Raw genomic sequence first — 19,326 nt, 5'->3', positions numbered from 1 at the left:
ACCATGTTCAAGCCCTTGGCCCTGGCCGCTGCCGTCCTCACCGTTTTCAGCCTGAACGCCTTCGCTGCGAAAACCGAGTTGACGGTGTACACCGCGCTCGAAGCCGAGCAACTGAAGACCTACAAAGAGGCCTTCGAGAAGGCCAACCCGGACGTCGAGATCAAGTGGGTGCGTGACTCCACCGGCATCATCACCGCCAAGCTGCTGGCCGAAAAAGCCCGCCCGCAAGCCGATGCGGTGTGGGGCCTGGCGGCGTCGAGCCTGGCGATCCTCGATCAGCAAGGTATGCTGCAAAGCTACGCGCCGAAAGACCTGGGCAAGATCGGCGGTAACTACCGTGATGCCGCCAACCCACCGGCCTGGGTCGGCATGGACGTGTGGGCGGCGACCATTTGCTTCAACACTGTCGAAGCCGAAAAGCAGGGGCTGAGCAAACCGGTCAGCTGGCAGGACCTGACGAAGCCTGAGTACAAAGGCAAGATCGTCATGCCCAACCCGGCCTCGTCCGGCACCGGTTTCCTCGACGTCAGCGCCTGGCTGCAAACCTTCGGCGAGAAGCAGGGCTGGCAGTACATGGACGACCTGCACCAGAACATCGGCCAATACGTTCACTCCGGTTCCAAGCCGTGCAAACTCGCCGCTGCCGGTGAATTCCCGATTGGTATTTCCTTCGAATACCCGGCCGTTCAACTGAAGCGCCAAGGCGCGCCGCTGGACATCATCCTGCCGAAAGAAGGCCTGGGCTGGGAGATCGAAGCGACTGCCGTGATCAAAGGCACCGCGCATGAAGAAGCAGCGAAGAAACTGGCCGACTTCTCCGCAAGCCCGGCGGCGATGGAGCTTTATAAAGAGAACTTCGCGGTACTCGCACAACCGGGTATCGCCAAGCCACAGACCGAATTGCCGGCGGACTATGAGCAGCGCCTGATCAAGAACGACTTTGCCTGGGCCTCGAAGAATCGCGACGAGATCCTCAGCGAATGGCGCAAACGCTATGACGGCAAGTCCGAGAAAGTGGCTGCCAAGTAACTGACTCACACCTTGTGGCGAGGGAGCTTGCTCCCGCTGGACTGCGCAGCAGGCCCCTTCTTTTCAGATAGAGAGGGGGGGCCGCTACGCGCCCCAGCGGGAGCAAGCTTCTTCGCCACAAAAAGCGGGATTATCTTCATGACACAACACAGCGACATGCTGATCGTAGGCGCCGGCATTCTCGGCCTGTCCCACGCCTATGCCGCCGCCAGGCGCGGCCTAAAGGTCAAAGTCTTTGAACGCAGCGCCACGCCGTTGGGCGCTTCGGTACGCAACTTCGGCCAGGCACTGGTCACCGGCCAGCCACCAGGGCCGATGCTCGAATTGGCCAGGGCCAGTCGAGAAATCTGGGGCCAATGGGCAGAACTGGCCGGCCTGCACCTCAAGCGCAACGGCTCGTACCTGTTCGCGCGTACCGAAGCGGAAGAACACCTGCTGGAAGCCTTCTGCGCTGGGCGTGCCGTGGAGCACGGTTACCGTGTCGAGCTGTTGCGCGGCAACCCATTGCGGGATTTATACGGCGGTCAATTCAGCCATCACCGCGCCGCGTTGCACGGCATGGATGACCAACAGCTGTATTCCCGTGAAGCGATTCCTGCGTTGATTGACTATCTGCATCGCGAGTTGGGCGTCGAGTTTCACTTCTCCACCCTGGTGCGCGACATTGAGTCGGGCCGCTTGCACAGCACAGCCGGCACCTTCAGCGCCGAGCAGATCATCGTTTGCTCCGGCCACGATTATCAAACCTTGCTGGCCGAGCCGATTGCCGAACTCAACCCGCAAATCTGCCGCCTGCAAATGCTCCGTGCCCGGCCGCAGATCAACCTCAACCTGCAACACGCACTGCTCACCGGTCTGAGTTGCGTGCACTACGGCGCCTTCGCCGATCTGCCGGAAGCTGCGGCGGTACAGGCGCAAATTCTGCGCGAGGCGCCCCATCTGCATGAAAACGGCATTCACCTGCTGATCAGCCCGACACCGTACGGTGAGTTGATCATCGGCGACTCCCACCATTACGGCAGCGATCCATCACCGTTCAATGCCGAACAGGTGGACGACTGGATGCTCGAACTGGCCGAGCAGACGTTGGGCTGCAAAGTGCAAGTGGTCGAGCGCTGGCAGGGTGTTTACGGTTCACGCGGCCCTGGCCCGTTCTCCTTTCTGCGGCCGATGCCGGGTGTGAGCGTGGCGCTGATGCACTCCGGTGTCGGTATGAGCGTCGGGCCGGCGATGGCCGAACGTAACGTGGCCACTTTATTGGGAGGCAGTTGAAGGACCTCAAGGCCTTGAAGCGCAAGGCCGTGGGTCTGTTGTCCCGCGCTCTGCGCTGAGTTGTCTGACACACGATAGGGAATCGGTTTATGGATCAACGCGCGTCGAAGCATCAATCTGGCCTTTTCGCAAAGGAGCGCATGGATGCATTTTTTGAAAGTGATTGCACAGGATCGAAGCGGGAAGGGCTCAGCAGATACCGTCGCTTTCCAGTTCTTTGAAGGTGAACAGTTGCAGCGCGAGGCGACAGACGCGGATCGTCAACAGCTCAAGTCGTTTGGCAAAACGTATTTGAAATGCGCCTGGTATAACGCGGATGAAGCTGAGGAGCGGCACTTGCGTATCTTCTCGCAGAATCCATCCGCAGACGGTACGCCTGAGACGGTACGACTGCATTTTCATGACGGACCGAGGATTGCCTACAAGGCTGCGGTCCGCGATCTGGATAACGATGGGGTTTTTGAGTGGGTATTGAGCTCGGATGTGGACAATGACGGGCGAGCGAACAGGACCGATCGTAGCCGTGTGAAGGCATTGGCCAAAGAGTTTCTGAAACTGGATTGGCGCTGACGATCGTTGGTTAAAGCTGCTGCGCCAACACCTCAACCTGCTCCTGCCGCTCCGCCTGATTCACCTTCGAATGAGGATTGAGCGACGACCATTGCGGATGTGCCCGCGCCTTGTTCAGCGCTTCCGGCAGTTTGCCTTCGCGCCAGGTTTTGTCCTGTGGTGTGGCGACCTGAATGCTGTCCATCGCCGCGTGCCCGCGCTGGTTCAGGGCTTGCAACAGTTGTCGCTGACGCAGGGCCAACAACCGCAGCACGCTGTCGTCGACAGTCAGTTCTCGCTGGCCCTTGATCTTGCCCAGCAGGCGGCTGCCGTAACTGCGGGCGGTTTGCAGGGCGCCGCCGGCAATCGCTCCAGCCAGTGCCGCCGCGCCGAGGGTCAGGCCGCCCACCAGCAAATCGACGCCGGCCCCGGCCGCCGCGCCAGCCGCGATGCCACCGCCGACCCGTACACCGAGTTGTTTCAGGGTTTCCGGGTTGAACAGGTCATCGCCCCAGCGACCATCGAGCAGCGGCAGGTCACTGGCCGCCGCGTCCTGTGGGCGGAAGGCGTAGAGCTTGAGCAAGGCTTCGACGCAACGTTGTTCACGCTGACGCACCGCTTTGCGCAGTTCGCTGATCGCTTGCTGTTCCTGCTCCGCCTCGCTGGCGACACTGCGGCGGCAGGCGGCGCAATCGATCAATAAATCGGCAATCAACTGCGCTGCACTCTGCTGACGGGCCAGGCGTTGGGCCTGCTGATCGGCGATCAGGCGTTCCAGTTGTTCGCGGGAGTTTTCCAGCAGCAGCGCGAGGCTTTCATACAGTCGGCGTTCGCCATCTTCCGGCGGCGCGACGCTGTCGAACCGCACCAAGGCATGCAAGCCCAACCGCGCCAGGGCTTCACGCCAATCCGGTTCGCGCTGCTGGGCGCTGCTGACAAAATTCAGCACTGGCAGCAGCGGTTTGCCGCAACTGGCCAGCACTTGCAGTTCGTCGCGGTACTTGGCCAGCACTGGCTCCCGAGCGTCGATCACATAGAGGCCGGCGTCGGAGGCGAGCAATTGTCGCAACACCTTGGCTTCCTGTTCGAAGCGCTGCCGGGCTTCGCTGCCCTCAAGGAAGCGCGCCAGCCGCGCCGGGCCGTCGAGGCGTTCACCGGGTCGCTCCAGGCGCTCGAGGTAGTCGAGCAGGGCGATGGCATCTTCCAGGCCCGGCGTGTCGAACAGATCGAGCAGAGGCTCGCCGTCCACCGACAATCGCGCTCCTTCGACGTGGCGCGTGGTGCTGGGGCGATGGGAGACTTCGCCGAAGCCGACATCCCGCGTCAGCGTTCGCAGCAACGAGGTTTTGCCGACGTTGGTGTGGCCGACCACGGCGAGTTTCAATGGCTGTTTCCAGGCATCAGTCATGACCCGTCTCCAGCCAGCTCAACGGCGCGCAATCGGCGAATGGCAAGTCCAGTTGTTGTAGCGCAACGTGCCAGTCGCCCAGGCGTTCGGCATCCAGCGCTTCGCCGGGCGGCGCTTGCAGCAACCACACGCGGGTGGCGGTGGCGCTGCGAGCCAGTTCGGCAATCAGCGCCAGGCTGCCACGGTCCGGCGAACGCCGTGGATCGCAGGCGATGGCCAGGCGGGCCGGGGGAAAGCGACTCAGCTGTTCAAGCAGTTTGTGCCGGGATTCGCGGCTATCGAGGATGCCGGCGTCGTTGACGCTTTTCGGCAGCTGCGGTGGCCAGGGGCGTTGATCGTCCAGCTCGATGGCCACCAACAGTGCGCCATCGCTTTGCAGATCGCTGGCCGCGTTTTCAACCCGGTGAAGTTGCTCAGGCGCGGCATCGCTAATACCCAGGCGTTCGCTGGTGGGCATCAGCCGTTCGCGCAGTTGGGCGTAGCCGGGCAGGTTCAAGTCCAGATGCAAGGCTGCCTGGCCGGTTTTCCAGCGCCACCGGCAGAACAATGCGAGCAGCAAACGCGGTAACACGCCGTACACCAGCAGCACGCCCACCAGCCACGCCGCCCAGGCCTGGCGGGCGCTTTCGATGTTCAGCGCGGCATCGCCGCTGGCGCGGATCATCTCCACGCTGGGCACACTGAAACCGAGCAAGGCCGGCAGGGCGCCGAGGGCCTGGGTCATGGCGACGAAGGTGTCGGCGCCGAGGATGGTGGTCTCCCAGACGAAGCCATAGCGCCGGGTCGCCATCAGCGTCAGCAGCATCACCAAGGCACTGAGCATCGCCAACAACCACAAGCCGTTGACCAGCACACCCAGCGCCCACCGATTGAGTTTCTGCCGTTGCAGTAACAGCAGCAGGGCCGGCGCCAGTTGTGCGGCGTTGGCATCGCGGGCGAGTTTTTCACTGAGCCACAACCACAAGCGTCCGAGGGCGGTGCCCTGTTCGCCGGCGAACACCAGGCCCAGGGCCCAGCTCAACAGCAGAATCAGGTTCAGCCCCAGCAGGCTGCCCAAGGCCCAGAACACATTGACCGGGGTCTGGCCGTCGCCCAGCGCGGCAAACGCCAGGCCGGCGCCACTGATTACGGCCAGCACGGCGAGCATGATCAACGCCAGTCGCGCGCCTTGCAGCCAGTGTTTGAGGGCGCGGGTCTGCCCGTCGCGCTCGGCCAGCCACCGGGCGCGGCATTGAATGCGCGTCGGCAGGTCGCCGCCGGCGCTACGGGCGACTCGGTTGGCTTCCAGATCATCCAGGGGCCCGGCGTGTTCTTCACGCAGGCGTATGGTTTCGCTCAGCCAGAGGTTTTGCAGGGGTGTCAGTTCAGTCACGCGGCATCCCGTCGCTTAATTGAGCGATGAGCATAACCGCTGTGACGCTTATCGGGGTAAGGGAGGCTCTGGTATCCTCGCCGGCATGACTAAATCACTCCCCCTCAGCCTGATCGCAGCCCTCGGTGAAAACCGCGTGATCGGCGTCGATAACAGCATGCCCTGGCACTTGCCGGGGGACTTCAAATACTTCAAGGCCACCACCCTCGGCAAGCCGATCATCATGGGGCGCAAGACCTGGGATTCCCTCGGTCGTCCGCTGCCGGGCCGGTTGAACATCGTGGTCAGTCGCCAGGCGGATCTGCAGCTGGAAGGTGCGGAGGTTTATCCGTCACTGGAGGCGGCCGTGGTTCGCGCCGAGGAATGGGCGCTGGAGCAGGGCGTCGATGAGTTGATGCTGATTGGTGGCGCACAGTTATATGCACAAGGTCTGGAGCAGGCCGATCGGCTATACCTGACGCGCGTGGCGCTGAGCCCGGAAGGGGATGCGTGGTTTCCGGAGTTTGATGTGAACCAGTGGAAGCTGGTGTCGAATGTTCCGAATCCGGCAGAAGGCGACAAACCGGCGTATAGCTTTGAGGTTTGGGAGAAGGCCTGAGCGCATCGCGGGCAAGCCCGCGATAGCGATCCATCAGGCGCCAATCAAGCCTGAGCCAACGCCCCATGCTCATCCGCATCCAACAGCGCTTTATCCGTCTGCTGCATGATCTGGCTGGTGATCGCCCCAGCGGTGATCGAGCCACTGACGTTCAACGCCGTGCGACCCATGTCGATCAGCGGTTCAACCGAAATCAGCAACGCCACCAGTGACACCGGCAAGCCCATGGCCGGCAACACGATCAGCGCGGCGAAGGTTGCACCGCCACCAACCCCGGCCACCCCGGCCGAACTCAGCGTCACAATCGCCACCAACGTCGCGATCCACAGCGGGTCCAGCGGGTTGATGCCCACGGTTGGCGCAACCATCACCGCCAGCATTGCCGGGTACAGACCGGCACAGCCGTTCTGGCCAATGGTCGCGCCAAACGAGGCGGCGAAGCTGGCGATGGACTGTGGAATACCCAAACGGCTGGTCTGGGCTTCGATGCTCAGCGGAATGGTGGCGGCGCTGGAGCGGCTGGTGAAGGCGAACGTCAGCACCGGCCAGATCTTGCGGAAGAAGCGCAACGGGTTGATCCCGGCGGCCGATACCAGCACGCCATGGACCACAAACATCAGGCCCAGGCCGATGTAGGACACCACCACGAAACTGCCGAGCTTGATGATGTCTTGCAGGTTGGAGCCGGCGACCACTTTGGTCATCAGCGCCAACACGCCGTATGGAGTCAGCTTCATCACCAGGCGCACCAGACGCATCACCCAGGCTTGCAGGGTGTCGATGGCGTTGATCACTTTCTGACCTTTCTCGACATCATCCTTGAGCAGTTGCAGCGCCGCGACCCCAAGGAATGCGGCGAAGATCACCACACTGATGATCGACGTCGGTTTGGCGCGAGCGAGGTCGGCGAACGGGTTCTGCGGGATGAACGACAACAACAGTTGCGGCACATTCAGGTCGGCGACCTTGCCCGCGTAGTCGGTCTGGATGGTTTGCAGGCGAGCCATTTCCTGGGTGCCGGCGACCAGACCTTCGGCGGTGAGGCCGAACAGGTTGGTCAGGCCAATGCCGATCAGCGCCGCGATGGCGGTGGTAAACAGCAGCGTGCCGATGGTCAGGAAGCTGATTTTTCCCAGCGACGAAGCGTTGTGCAGACGGGCCACGGCACTGAGGATCGAGGCGAACACCAGCGGGATCACGATCATCTGCAGCAACTGCACGTAACCGTTGCCCACCAGATCGAACCAACCGATCGAAGCTTTCAACACCGGGTTGCCCGCACCATAAATCGTGTGCAGGGCGACACCGAATACCACGCCCAGTACCAGCGCCAGCAGCACTTTCTTGGCCAGGCTCCAGGTGGTGTGACGGGTTTGCGCCAAGCCGAAAAGCAAGGCGAGGAACACCAGCAGATTGAGAATCAGCGGCAGATTCATAGAGGCTCCATAGACTTGTGCCAGCCACCTTCGTGTGTGACTGCGAACCGGTAAGCCTAACAGCTTGATATGTAATGATTTAATATCAAAAACAGCGGTCAACTGTCGTTTTTGGAATAAGCCAATGCCGCTATAAGGAATGCCGCTGACGGAATCAGGATGCAAGCGGTCGCGGGCAGGCGAGGACTGTCACACAGATTTGTTAGCGTCGATCTCTTTGAACCAGGGGAGAAACGCCGATGAAGCTTGCACCGAAATTTCTTGCTGCTGCACTTGGATTGGGTTTGAGTCTTGGCCTTGCCGGCCAGGCGTTCGCTACCGACCTGAAGCACTGGCCAGCGGATCAGGCCAAGGCGCTGGACGCGATGATCGCGGCCAATGCCAACAAGGGTAACTTCGCGGTGTTCGACATGGACAACACCAGTTACCGCTACGACCTCGAAGAGTCATTGTTGCCGTTCATGGAAAACAAGGGCCTGATCACCCGCGAGAGCCTCGATCCCTCGCTGAAACTGATCCCGTTCAAAGACACCGCCGACCACAAGGAGAGCCTGTTCAGCTACTACTATCGTCTCTGCGAAATCGACGACATGGTCTGCTATCCATGGGTCGCCCAAGTGTTTTCCGGCTTCACGCTTCAAGAGCTCAAGGGCTACGTCGATGAGCTGATGGCGTCTGGCAAACCGGTGCCGAGCACTTATTACGACGGCGATGTGGTCAAGACCATCGACGTCCAGCCGCCGAAAGTCTTCACCGGCCAGGCCGAGCTCTACAACAAGCTGATGGAAAATGGCATTGAGGTCTACGTGATGACCGCTGCCTCCGAAGAATTGGTGCGCATGGTCGCTGCCGATCCGAAGTACGGCTACAACGTCAAACCGCAGAACGTGATCGGCGTGACTACGTTGCTCAAGGACCGCAAGACTGGCGAGCTGACCACGGCGCGTAAGCAGATTACTGCCGGCAAGTATGACGAAAAGGCTAACCTGGGCCTGGAACTGACTCCGTACCTGTGGACCCCGGCAACCTGGATGGCCGGCAAGCAAGCGGCGATCCTGACCTACATCGATGAATGGAAAAAACCGGTCCTGGTGGGTGGTGATACGCCGAGCAGCGACGGTTACATGCTGTTCCACAGCGTCGACGTGTCCAAGGGCGGCATCCATTTGTGGGTCAACCGCAAAGACAAGTACATGACCCAGATTAACGGCATGATGGCCAAGCACGCAGCGGCCCAGGCGAAAGAAGGGTTGGCGGTGACGGCGGACAAGAACTGGGTGATCGTCAAGCCGGAAGAGATTCAATAAGCGCTGTGATCTCGTTCCCACGCTCTGCGTGGGAACGATCAAAAAAATGCCCCGCACTTGGCGGGGCATTTTTTTGTTCGACGGTTAAGTATTACAGTCCGTCGAGCATCGCTTTGTTACGCACGGCACCCTTGTCGGCGCTGGTCGCCAACAGGGCGTAGGCTTTCAGAGCGGTGGTCACTTTACGTGGACGCTTTTCCACTGGCTTCCAGCCTTTCTTGTCCTGCTCGACCCGGCGCGCGGCCAGTTCTTCGTCGCTGACCAACAGGTTGATCGAGCGGTTCGGAATGTCGATCAGGACCTTGTCGCCGTCCTGCACCAGACCGATCGCGCCACCGGCAGCGGCTTCTGGCGAAGCGTGGCCGATGGACAGGCCCGAAGTACCGCCGGAGAAACGGCCGTCGGTGAGCAGGGCGCAGGCTTTGCCCAGGCCTTTGGATTTCAGGTACGAGGTCGGGTAGAGCATTTCCTGCATGCCCGGGCCGCCTTTCGGACCTTCGTAACGAATGATCACGATGTCGCCAGCCTTCACTTCGTCGGCGAGGATGCCGCGTACGGCGCTGTCCTGGCTTTCGAAGATCTTCGCGTTGCCTTCGAAGACGTGGATCGACTCGTCGACACCGGCGGTTTTCACCACGCAACCGTCCAGCGCGATGTTGCCATACAGAACGGCCAGGCCGCCTTCTTTCGAGTAAGCGTGTTCGACACTGCGGATGCAGCCGTTTTCACGGTCGTCGTCCAGGGTTTCCCAGCGGGTCGACTGGCTGAACGCGGTTTGCGTCGGGATGCCCGCAGGGCCAGCCTTGAAGAAGTGATGCACCGCTTCGTCGTTGGTCTGGGTGATGTCCCACTTGGCGATACCTTCAGCCATGGTCTTGCTGTGTACGGTCGGCAGGTCGGTGTGCAACAGACCGCCACGGGCCAGGGAGCCGAGGATGCTGAAGATCCCGCCGGCACGGTGCACGTCTTCCATGTGGTATTTCTGGATGTTCGGCGCGACCTTGCACAGTTGCGGTACATGGCGGGAGAGGCGGTCGATGTCGCGCAGGTCGAAATCGATCTCGGCTTCCTGGGCCGCGGCCAGCAAGTGCAGGATGGTGTTGGTGGAACCGCCCATGGCGATGTCCAGGGTCATGGCGTTTTCGAACGCCTTGAAGTTGGCGATGTTGCGCGGCAACACCGACTCGTCGTTCTCGCCGTAGTAACGCTTGCACAGCTCGACGATGGTGCGGCCGGCTTGCAGGAACAGCTGTTCGCGGTCGCTGTGGGTGGCCAGGGTCGAACCGTTGCCCGGCAATGCGAGACCCAGGGCTTCGGTCAGGCAGTTCATCGAGTTGGCGGTGAACATGCCGGAGCAGGAACCGCAAGTAGGGCAGGCGCTACGCTCGTACTCGGCGACCTTCTCGTCAGAGGCGCTGGAGTCGGCGGCGATCACCATGGCGTCGACCAGGTCGAGACCGTGGCTGGCCAGTTTGGTCTTGCCGGCTTCCATCGGGCCGCCGGACACGAAGATTACCGGGATGTTCAGGCGCAAGGCGGCCATCAGCATGCCAGGGGTGATCTTGTCGCAGTTGGAAATGCAGACAATGGCGTCGGCGCAGTGGGCGTTGACCATGTATTCGACGGAGTCGGCGATGATCTCGCGGCTCGGCAGCGAATAGAGCATGCCGTCGTGGCCCATGGCGATGCCGTCATCCACGGCGATGGTGTTGAATTCTTTGGCTACGCCGCCGGCCCGTTCGATTTCACGAGCGACCAGTTGACCCAGATCCTTCAGGTGCACATGGCCCGGTACGAACTGGGTAAAGGAGTTGGCAATGGCGATGATCGGCTTCTTGAAGTCGTCATCTTTCATCCCCGTGGCGCGCCACAGTGCGCGAGCACCGGCCATGTTGCGGCCGTGGGTGGATGTTTTCGAGCGGTAATCAGGCATGGAGCACTCCGGGCGGCAAATCAGGTATCAAAAGGGAAGTGAGCTTCTATTGACGTCTGGAACACTCAGAAATGGCCGTGTGTCCGGAAGTTGCCGATAACTTTGCGGGATCGCCGCGCGCTTCAGCTTGAGCTCATAAACCCGCCGGGGGATGACTGGCGATGAATCTCGCGATTCTACACCGCTGGCGTCAGGAGGGAATGCCGGAAAACGTTGATCCAGTGCTGACGGGGCGTGTGGGATGACGACTGGCAGGATTATTCGACGCTTGGGCTGGCTCCCGGGCTTTTGGCTCGGCTATGGATACGACTGTTGAGTACCAGCGCCACGCTGCTCAAGATGATAAAGCTGTATCCCAGCGTGGATTGCAGGTTGGCCGGGCTCAGGCTGATGAGCGCACTGATCAACCCGCCACAGATGAAAATCACCGTGCTGCCGGCCGACGCCGAAGTTCCCGCATTTTCAGGGAACAGGCTCATGGCTTTGGACGTGGCGGCCGGTCGGGCGATGGTAGTGCCGGCAGTACAGATGAGCATCGGTACCAGGACGGTAAACGGGGATAGCGTAAAGTGGCTTGAGAGGTAAAGCATGATCAGGCCGGACAGCAGGATCAGGCATAGCCCGCTGATGACTTGATGACCGGGACTGATACGTTTACCCAGCAGCGTCGCAACCGTGCCGCCGACAATGTAGGCGCCGCCATAGACCAGCAGGATCAGCGAGAAGTCATAGGCCGATAGCTGGAGTTGATCCATGAAAATCAGCGGCGAAATCACTATGAAGGAAAAATGGCAGGCGAAAGCAAAGGCGGAAATCAGCCAGTAGGACAGAAAGTCGACATCGCACAAGACCCGGCGGTAGGGCTGGAAGATATTCGATAGCGCCCCGGTTGCCGCAGGCCGAGTGTTTTCGAGAAAAAAACAGGCCTTGAGCAGCACTATTCCAGCCAGTGCGATAAACACCACAAAGCTGCCCTGCCAGCCCAGCGTGGCTTGCAGGAACGTGCCGGCCAACGGTGAGACCGAGATGAAAACGCCGGTGGCAGTCACCATCAGGATCCGCAACCGGTCACGCTCCTCGCCCTCGAACAGGTCCTGGATCAATGCTTGTGACAGCACGAAACCCCCGCAGCCAAGTGCCTGAATCACACGGAACAACAGGAAGTGAACATAGTCCGTGGTCAGCGTGCAGCCCACCGCACCCAGCATCGAGATGGTTATTCCAGCGAGCAACAGTCCTTTGCGCCCGATCACATCCGACAGCGGCCCGATCAGCAGTTGAGAGCCCGCTATGCCGACGGCAAACAGACTGATCGACAGCGTAATATCGGCGGGCGTACTGCGAAAGTGTTCGGCGAGCGCCGGGAAAGAGGGTAGCAGGACATCCAGCGGGAACACGCCAAGCAGCACCATGGCCAACAACAGGCTGACCGCCCCCCGACGTTGTTTGACGGTCGCCGCGGATTGTCCTTCAGCCATCGATAAGCCCTGCCTTCATGAACAGTTGCTGGTTGGAGGGCAGGTCGAAGAAACCAGCCTTTTTTAACGCCTGAAGCGTTGCGCCAGCACCGGATCGCACCCGTTGATGGGTGGCTTGGGGGCTGGTCAGTCCGCCAAGAATTTCCGTGATGGTGGTCTCGCCAAGACCCGCGCTGAGCAGGCTTTCGCGCATCCATCGCTCATCGGCTTCGAAGAACATCCGGATGATGTCCAGCAGCGCTTTGGCGACAAACGTGCGTTGAGGGCTGTTCAGCGTCAGCCACAGGTAATGGAACACTTCAGAGAAATAGCGACTATGGCGTGCCTCGTCCGCCAGATGATCCCTGAGCATTGCCTGGACGCTGGAGACCAGGTCGTTACGGCAGACATCGAGCAGTTCCTTGGCAATGATCGTCTCCGACACGAACCCGACGAGAAACCAGGCCAGCGCCCTGTATCTTTCAGGGGCGCCGTCAAGCAGGGCGTTCAATCGCATGATGCGGTGGGGCATGACCGGACGTCGGCTGATCCCGTAGAAACTGGCAACTTGCTCGGCAAGGCTGTTGGAAAACAGGGCGTGATAACCCTCGTCGGTATAAAGCTGAAGCGCGGCGGTCTTCATTCGTGCGGGAATGTGGACGTTCAGTTCATCATGGATGATGGTTTCCACGGAGCGGTTGACGATGCGGTGCTCAAGCAAGGTGGTGTAGTCGAGGAAGTACACCAGATGATTGGCCGACAACCGATGGATGACGGTTTGACCTGCCGCCTGGATGGCCGGGTGAGTCAGGTAAGCCAGGAAGCCTGGAGGAAACCAGTGGCGCGTTTCCAGTTGCTGTTCCAGGTCTGGCGGTAATAGATAGTCGTGTTCGCTGGTGCGCACTGACGCACGGGTATTCCAGTCGCCCAGGGTGTAACGATGAGCCCAGGATACGGGCTGCTCCAACGGGGCAACGATGGGAGTGGTCATTGTTGCGGCTCCCGACGGCTCAGAAGATCTTTCAATTCCTTGCACATCACTTGTCCGTCGCTGTAGCCACAGCCGACAAAAAACAAAGGTTGTTCCGCGCTGTCCTCGATCCCCAGCAAGACCTCGACCTGATCATCGGCCAGTGCCCCCGTCAGCCAGGTGTTCAACCCCAGTGCAGTGGCCACCAGTTGGAATGTTTGCGAGATATGCCCCGCTTCCACGAAGGCCATTCGATAGGCTCGCGAGTGTTCATATTTCCACCACAGCTTGTCGAACCGACTGGTGATGAACAGGCCCACGGGCAGGTTGTTGATGAAGTGCTGCCCACACAGCAACTGCCCCAGTGGCGAGTCAGGTGTCGGGTTGACGAAACTCAAGGCGTGGTCGGTGGGGTGATAGGCGTAGAGCCCGGGTTTCAGGCCGCTGACGTTGTGTACATGTAGAAAGCCTTCGCAGGCATTCAGCCCGCCACCGGATGGGCTGCTGCGCCGGGCATCGAGACCTTCGACAAGGGTTTCGTCGACATCGTTTTCGCGCTCATGCAAGTAGCCAAGGGACAGGTAAAGCAGCGTGCCGATAGCTTCCAGTGAAACCGCTGCATCCGTGAAGGTGCGGCAGGTTTTTCGGCCGATCAGGACGTCGGCAAGAGACCCTTTCGGCAGGCAGGAAGGCTTTGGCAGGTCAATCAGCTCCCGCGCCTGGCGTTCTGTGGGCCGGTTGCTCGGCGCAGGAGCGGCCAGCACTTCGGTGCAATGGTCCAGGTAGTGTCTAGACCATTCATGAATATCCTGAGGGACATGTTCGCAGGGGATGTTTTTGGTACCGATATGGAATATCTTCGACAGTTCATCCCAGCCCCATTCAACAGTGCCTTGTATTGATGTTGTCAGTATTCCTGCGTTCAGGAGTTGAGTGTCAACTATGTTGCTGTCGTTATACAGTTCGGGGTTGTTGATTAGTTGCGTAAGTCTGCTTGAGTATTCAAGGCTTAGTTCAAACTGTTTGTGATTTTTGTAATCCCAGACTATTTGGCCGGGCGTGCGAGGAAGTATGAATAGATATGGGTTTATCTGCATGGTGGGCGGTTCGCTCTGGACGGGTGCCATAGAACACGCTGGGTAGCCGGCACTCCCCAGCGTCTCATTTACTTAGCGGGCTTTTGGTGCAACCAGAAAAGCCAGGTTGGCGATTTTGTTAGCTTCCAGAGTAATTGCTTTCATGTTGTTGACTCCTTGTCATTTGATAGTGAGTGTCACTTCGAGGTGACAACTCAATCATAGGCTTTAATGGGCTCTTATCAAGGGGAGATCAAGTAGGAATATTCCAGTAATTTTGTCGGAGCGGTCTTGGGGTTGGAGAAAATTTGTAAGTTATATTCTTTCAAATCAAATGTGCAGGGAAACGTCCTGCAAGTCTGTAGGACTGCAAGAGTAAGACGATGGGGTGGGAGAGGAGATGTCGCGGCGTCAGAATGGCTGACGGAGAGCCTGTCGGCTCCCCGTCAAACCGGCGTACTCAGCTGTTTGGCAGCAGACGGCAGGTAATGCTCTTGATGTAGCGGGTTTCGGCAATGGCTGGGTGAACCGGGTGATCCGGGCCTTGTCCGCCGCGCTCCAGCATCTGGATGTTGCGGTCCAGGTGACGGGCGCTGGTCAGCAGGATGTTCTGCAGATCGTCTTCCGGCAGGTGCATCGAGCACGATGCGCTGACCAGGATGCCGTCCTTGCTGAGCAGGCGCATGGCTTGTTCGTTCAGGCGACGGTAGGCACCTTCACCGTTTTTCATGTCTTTCTTGCGTTTGATGAATGCAGGAGGGTCGGCCACGATGACGTCGAAACGCTCTTCGCTGGCTTTCAGCTCTTTGAGGGCTTCGAACACGTCGCCTTCAATGCAGGTCATTTTTTCGGCGAAACCGTTCAGTGCAGCGTTGCGCTCGACGCCGTCGAGGGCGAAGGCCGACGCATCGACGCAGAACACTTCACTGGCGCCGAAGGCGGCTGCTTGCACGCCCCAGCCACCGATGTAGCTGTACAAGTCCAGCACGCGTTTACCTTTGGCATAAGGTGCCAGACGCGCGCGGTTCATGCGGTGGTCATAGAACCAGCCGGTTTTCTGGCCCTGGATGACCGGCGCTTCGAACTTCACGCCGTTCTCTTCCAGCGCCACCCACTCCGGCACCAGGCCGAACACGGTTTCGACGTAACGGTTGAGGCCTTCAGCGTCACGGGCTGCGGAGTCGTTCTTGAACAGGATGCCGCTTGGCTTGAGCACTTGGGTCAGGGCCGCGATCACGTCATCTTTGTGAGCTTCCATGGTCGCCGAAGCGATCTGGACCACCAGGATGTCACCGAAACGGTCGACCACCAGGCCTGGCAGCAGGTCGGAGTCGCCGTAGACCAGACGATAGAACGGCTTGTCGAACAGGCGATCGCGCAGCGACAGGGCGACGTTCAGGCGATGCACCAGCAGCGATTTGTCCAGCGGCAACTTGATGTCGCGCGACAGCAGGCGGGCGCAGATCAGATTGTTCGGGCTCATGGCAACGATGCCCAGCGGCTTGCCGCCGGCGGCTTCGAGGATCGCCTGATCGCCAGCCTTGAAGCCGTGCAATGGGGTGGCGGCTACATCGATTTCGTTGCTGTAGACCCACAAGTGACCGTTGCGCAGGCGTCGGTCGGCGTTGGCTTTGAGGCGCAGGCTAGGCAGGGACATGACGTCGCTCCGGAAAAAAGAGCGGGAGTATAGCGTGTTGAGGGAGTGGCGGGTTTGACGGACGATGAAACGCGCATGACGCCATCGCGGGCCCGCACACATATGGATTGAGTTTGACTGGCTGTCGGATCGATCTTTTTAAAGGTTAGAATCCCCGCCTGACCCGGAGTGCGTACTTATGTCCCAAGAGCTGTCTTCTGAACAGATTCAACAGTCCCTGCAAGGCATCAGTGTGCCGCCCCAGCCGCAGATCATGGTGGATCTGCAGATGGAGCAATATATGCCCGACCCGGACCTGGAGGTGATCGCCAAGCTGATCTCCCAGGACCCGGGCCTATCCGGTGCCTTGCTGAAAATCGTCAACTCGCCGTATTACGGCTTGAGCAACAAGATCACCGCGATCCAGCGAGCAGTAAATCTGTTGGGCAGCCGTTCGATCATCAACCTGATCAACGCGCAGTCGATCAAGGGCGAGCTGAACGACGACACCATCGTCACCCTCAACCGTTTCTGGGACACGGCGCAGGACGTGGCGATGACCTGCCTGAGCCTGGCCAAGCGCGTCGGTGTCCAGGCCGGCGATGAAGCTTATGCGCTGGGCCTGTTCCACGATTGTGGCATCCCGCTGATGCTCAAGAAATTCCCCGACTACATGAAAGTGCTGGAACAGGCCTATGCCAACGCCAGCGTCGAATGCCGCGTGGTGGATACCGAGAACAAGCAATACAACACCAACCACGCCGTGGTCGGGTATTACACCGCCAAGTCCTGGCGTCTGCCGGAACATGTCACCCAGGCCATTGCCAACCATCACGATGCCCTGGCCATTTTCAGCGATGAGTCGTGCCGCAATACGCCGTTGAAAAACCTGCTGGCAATCCTGAAGATGGCTGAGCACATTTGTGCCTCCTATCGGGTGCTGGGCAACCAGTCTGAAGACCACGAATGGAACAATGTCGGGCATCTGGTGCTCGATTACATCGGTCTATCGGAATACGATTTCGAAACCCAGAAACAAGAAATTCGCGACCTCGCCACACGTTGAGTGTCGAACCTCGCCTGATTCGAGAGCCTCATGCCTGAACTGCCGGAAGTCGAAACCACCCGCCGAGGAATTGCACCGCACCTGGAAGGCCAGCGCGTCAGCCGGGTGATCGTGCGTGAGCGCCGTCTGCGCTGGCCGATCCCCGAAGACCTGGATGTGCGGCTGTCGGGCCAGCGCATCGTGCTGGTGGAACGGCGGGCCAAGTATTTACTGATCAATGCCGAAGTCGGCACGTTGATCAGCCATTTGGGCATGTCGGGGAATCTGCGGCTGGTGGAAGCCGGCTTGCCGGCGGCCAAGCATGAGCATGTGGACATCGAGCTGGAATCGGGCCTGGCCCTGCGTTACACCGACCCGCGTCGGTTCGGGGCGATGCTCTGGAGTCTCGACCCGCTGAATCACGAACTGCTGGTTCGCCTGGGGCCGGAGCCGTTGACCGATCTGTTCGATGGCGAGCGTCTGTTCCAGCTGTCCCGCGGGCGATCCATGGCGGTCAAGCCGTTCATCATGGATAACGCGGTGGTGGTTGGTGTCGGCAATATCTACGCAACCGAAGCGCTGTTTGCTGCCGGCATCGACCCGCGCCGCGAGGCCAAGAGCATTTCCCGGGGGCGTTATTTGAAGCTGGCGATCGAGATCAAGCGCATCCTGGCGCTCGCCATCGAACGGGGCGGTACCACGTTGCGGGACTTTATCGGCGGCGACGGCCAGCCGGGGTACTTCCAGCAGGAGCTGTTCGTATACGGCCGTGGTGGTGAACACTGCAAGGTCTGTGGCACGGGGCTGCGGGAAGTCAAACTCGGGCAGCGCGCCAGCGTCTTTTGTCCGCGCTGTCAGAGCTGATATCGGCTACGGTCTATAGTCAGTGTTCTCACTGCCTAGCCGAAGGACCGTGCCATGAATCTGTTTCGAACCCTTGTCGTCACGCTGCTGCTGAGCGTCGCTGCGCCCGCGCTGGCTACTGAGAACGGCAGCGGCGACCCGCGTTACACCATCCAGAATCCACCGGCCTACGCCATGCTTGGCGATCTGCTGATTGCCCGACCGTTGCTGGTGGTGGCGACAGTGATCGGTGCCGGGGCGTTTGTGGTGTCGCTGCCATTTACCGCGCTGGGCGGCGGCATTGGCGATGCAGGGCAGGCGCTGGTGGTCGACCCGGCGAAAGCGGCGTTTGTGCGGTGTCTGGGGTGCGTCGGGGAAGGGTTTGAGCAGCGGGAGTGAGGCATAAAAAAGATCGTCCGAACGCCGCTCGAGCCTTCGGACGATCTTTCCAGGCTTTCAAGCCTTACCGGTAATCTTCCGGTACTTCTCCATCAACTGTTCTTCAGTTTCCGGATGGGCCTCGTCCAGCGGAATGCAATCCACCGGGCAGACCTGCTGGCACTGCGGTTCGTCGTAGTGGCCGACACATTGCGTGCACAGGTTCGGGTCGATCACGTAGATCTCTTCGCCCTGGGAAATGGCGGCGTTCGGGCACTCGGGTTCGCAGACGTCGCAGTTGATGCAATCGTCGGTGATGATCAGGGACATGCTAACTCCAGCCGGGGCGGCAGGCCCTGGCGCAATAAACCAATGCGCACAATTGTGCCGCATTGGCGCCCGCAGTGCACGCGGGCGCGATCAAGTGCAGCTTCGGCAGCGCCTACTTTTTGAAGCGTTCGGTGAGGGCGTCGGCCACCACCGGGTGGACGAACTTGGTGATATCGCCGCCCAGGGCCGCGATTTCACGGACCAGTGTCGAGGAAATGAACGAATAACGCTCGGACGGGGTAAGAAACAGGCTTTCCACATCCGGTGCCAGTTGGCGGTTCATATTGGCCAGCTGGAATTCGTATTCGAAGTCCGACACCGCGCGCAAACCACGCAGGAACACATTGGCGTTCTGCTCTTTGGCGAAATGCGCGAGCAGCGTCGAGAAGCCGACGACTTCAACGTTCGGCAAATGTTTGGTGACCTCGCGGGCCAGCTCCACACGTTGTTCCAAGGGAAACAGCGGGTTTTTCTTCGGGCTGGCGGCGACGGCGATGATCACGTGATCGAACAGGCGCGAGGCGCGTTCGACCAGATCGCCATGGCCCTTGGTAATAGGGTCGAAGGTACCTGGGTACAACACTCGGTTCATCGCGTCGTCCTGGCGGGAGTCCGTTGGGGAGTCGGATGGTATCGCAGCCTTACCGGTCGGCCAAGTCGCCTGTTGGGTAAGAAAGCACTATAGAC

Annotated in this window: 18 protein-coding genes; 8 read left to right on the top strand and 10 right to left on the bottom strand. The window is 60.0% G+C overall.

Features of this window, described 5'->3' with window-relative positions:
- The first annotated feature begins 3 nt into the window (after positions 1-3).
- The 3 genes from AF70_RS16850 to AF70_RS16840 all read left to right on the top strand — a co-directional run bounded on the left by AF70_RS16850 (position 4) and on the right by AF70_RS16840 (position 2,871).
- A complete protein-coding gene (locus AF70_RS16850) occupies positions 4-1,029 on the top strand; it encodes a putative 2-aminoethylphosphonate ABC transporter substrate-binding protein (RefSeq protein ID WP_028939096.1) in 1,026 nt (341 codons plus the stop codon).
- A gap of 138 nt (positions 1,030-1,167) precedes the next feature.
- Positions 1,168-2,301, top strand: a complete 1,134-nt coding sequence (locus AF70_RS16845) for a TIGR03364 family FAD-dependent oxidoreductase (protein WP_028939095.1) — start codon at positions 1,168-1,170, stop codon at positions 2,299-2,301.
- 144 nt (positions 2,302-2,445) lie between these two features.
- The gene (locus AF70_RS16840) at positions 2,446-2,871 is read left to right on the top strand and encodes a hypothetical protein (RefSeq protein ID WP_028939094.1); all 426 of its coding nucleotides are present in this window, start codon (positions 2,446-2,448) and stop codon (positions 2,869-2,871) included.
- Between the two features lie 10 nt (positions 2,872-2,881).
- On the opposite strand, the gene AF70_RS16835 is transcribed toward AF70_RS16840, so the two are convergent.
- On the bottom strand, positions 2,882-4,258 hold the full coding sequence (locus AF70_RS16835; RefSeq protein WP_028939093.1) for a GTPase/DUF3482 domain-containing protein: 1,377 nt from the start codon (positions 4,256-4,258) through the stop codon (positions 2,882-2,884).
- Positions 4,251-5,630, bottom strand: coding sequence for a DUF2868 domain-containing protein (locus AF70_RS16830; protein WP_028939092.1), 1,380 nt, complete (start codon positions 5,628-5,630; stop codon positions 4,251-4,253). The genes AF70_RS16835 and AF70_RS16830 overlap by 8 nt, the downstream gene beginning before the upstream one ends.
- Before the next feature lie 85 nt (positions 5,631-5,715).
- Here AF70_RS16830 and AF70_RS16825 point away from each other — a divergent pair, with 85 nt between their 5' ends.
- Positions 5,716-6,228 (top strand): dihydrofolate reductase, encoded by a 513-nt coding sequence (locus AF70_RS16825; RefSeq protein ID WP_028939091.1) that lies wholly within the window; start codon positions 5,716-5,718, stop codon positions 6,226-6,228.
- 44 nt (positions 6,229-6,272) lie between these two features.
- Here AF70_RS16825 and AF70_RS16820 read toward each other — a convergent pair whose 3' ends face one another.
- Complete coding sequence (locus tag AF70_RS16820) at positions 6,273-7,664, bottom strand: L-cystine transporter (RefSeq protein WP_028939090.1); 1,392 nt, start codon at positions 7,662-7,664, stop codon at positions 6,273-6,275.
- A 239-nt stretch (positions 7,665-7,903) separates the two neighbouring features.
- Between AF70_RS16820 and AF70_RS16815 the strand changes: the two genes are divergently transcribed.
- Positions 7,904-8,971: a hypothetical protein gene (locus tag AF70_RS16815; protein WP_019650201.1), complete on the top strand. Its 1,068-nt coding sequence runs from the start codon at positions 7,904-7,906 to the stop codon at positions 8,969-8,971.
- Positions 8,972-9,062: 91 nt separating this feature from the next.
- Here the strand turns inward: AF70_RS16815 and ilvD are convergent, their stop codons facing one another.
- From ilvD to AF70_RS16790, 5 genes are all read right to left on the bottom strand, one after another.
- Positions 9,063-10,904, bottom strand: coding sequence for a dihydroxy-acid dehydratase (gene ilvD / locus AF70_RS16810; RefSeq protein ID WP_018928674.1), 1,842 nt, complete (start codon positions 10,902-10,904; stop codon positions 9,063-9,065).
- A 257-nt stretch (positions 10,905-11,161) separates the two neighbouring features.
- Positions 11,162-12,382 carry a multidrug effflux MFS transporter gene (locus AF70_RS16805; RefSeq protein WP_028939089.1) on the bottom strand — a complete coding sequence of 407 codons (1,221 nt, stop codon included), beginning with the start codon at positions 12,380-12,382 and terminating at the stop codon, positions 11,162-11,164.
- The gene (locus AF70_RS16800; protein WP_028939088.1) at positions 12,375-13,352 is read right to left on the bottom strand and encodes a diiron oxygenase; all 978 of its coding nucleotides are present in this window, start codon (positions 13,350-13,352) and stop codon (positions 12,375-12,377) included. The genes AF70_RS16805 and AF70_RS16800 overlap by 8 nt, the downstream gene beginning before the upstream one ends.
- A complete protein-coding gene (locus AF70_RS16795) occupies positions 13,349-14,428 on the bottom strand; it encodes a SagB family peptide dehydrogenase (protein ID WP_028939087.1) in 1,080 nt (359 codons plus the stop codon). Before AF70_RS16795 ends, AF70_RS16800 begins: the two co-directional genes overlap by 4 nt.
- Positions 14,429-14,867: 439 nt before the next feature.
- Entirely contained in the window at positions 14,868-16,064 is a 1,197-nt protein-coding gene (locus AF70_RS16790) for a class I SAM-dependent rRNA methyltransferase (RefSeq protein ID WP_017341306.1), read from the bottom strand.
- 232 nt (positions 16,065-16,296) lie between these two features.
- Here AF70_RS16790 and AF70_RS16785 point away from each other — a divergent pair, with 232 nt between their 5' ends.
- The 3 genes from AF70_RS16785 to AF70_RS16775 are packed head-to-tail and all read left to right on the top strand — an operon-like array spanning position 16,297 to position 18,330.
- Positions 16,297-17,109: an HDOD domain-containing protein gene (locus AF70_RS16785; RefSeq protein WP_169342491.1), complete on the top strand. Its 813-nt coding sequence runs from the start codon at positions 16,297-16,299 to the stop codon at positions 17,107-17,109.
- Between the two features lie 30 nt (positions 17,110-17,139).
- Complete coding sequence (gene mutM / locus AF70_RS16780; protein WP_018928680.1) at positions 17,140-17,952, top strand: bifunctional DNA-formamidopyrimidine glycosylase/DNA-(apurinic or apyrimidinic site) lyase; 813 nt, start codon at positions 17,140-17,142, stop codon at positions 17,950-17,952.
- Positions 17,953-18,006: 54 nt separating this feature from the next.
- Positions 18,007-18,330: a multidrug transporter gene (locus AF70_RS16775; protein ID WP_019580596.1), complete on the top strand. Its 324-nt coding sequence runs from the start codon at positions 18,007-18,009 to the stop codon at positions 18,328-18,330.
- 57 nt (positions 18,331-18,387) lie between these two features.
- Here the strand turns inward: AF70_RS16775 and AF70_RS16770 are convergent, their stop codons facing one another.
- Entirely contained in the window at positions 18,388-18,639 is a 252-nt protein-coding gene (locus AF70_RS16770) for a YfhL family 4Fe-4S dicluster ferredoxin (RefSeq protein ID WP_003195146.1), read from the bottom strand.
- Between the two features lie 112 nt (positions 18,640-18,751).
- Positions 18,752-19,231: a pantetheine-phosphate adenylyltransferase gene (gene coaD, locus AF70_RS16765; protein ID WP_007939322.1), complete on the bottom strand. Its 480-nt coding sequence runs from the start codon at positions 19,229-19,231 to the stop codon at positions 18,752-18,754.
- Positions 19,232-19,326: the final 95 nt, after the last annotated feature.

Origin of the sequence: Pseudomonas sp. KD5, assembly GCF_012932895.1 — a bacterium.
GTDB lineage: Bacteria > Pseudomonadota > Gammaproteobacteria > Pseudomonadales > Pseudomonadaceae > Aquipseudomonas.
This window is presented reverse-complemented; position numbering and strand designations above follow the sequence as displayed.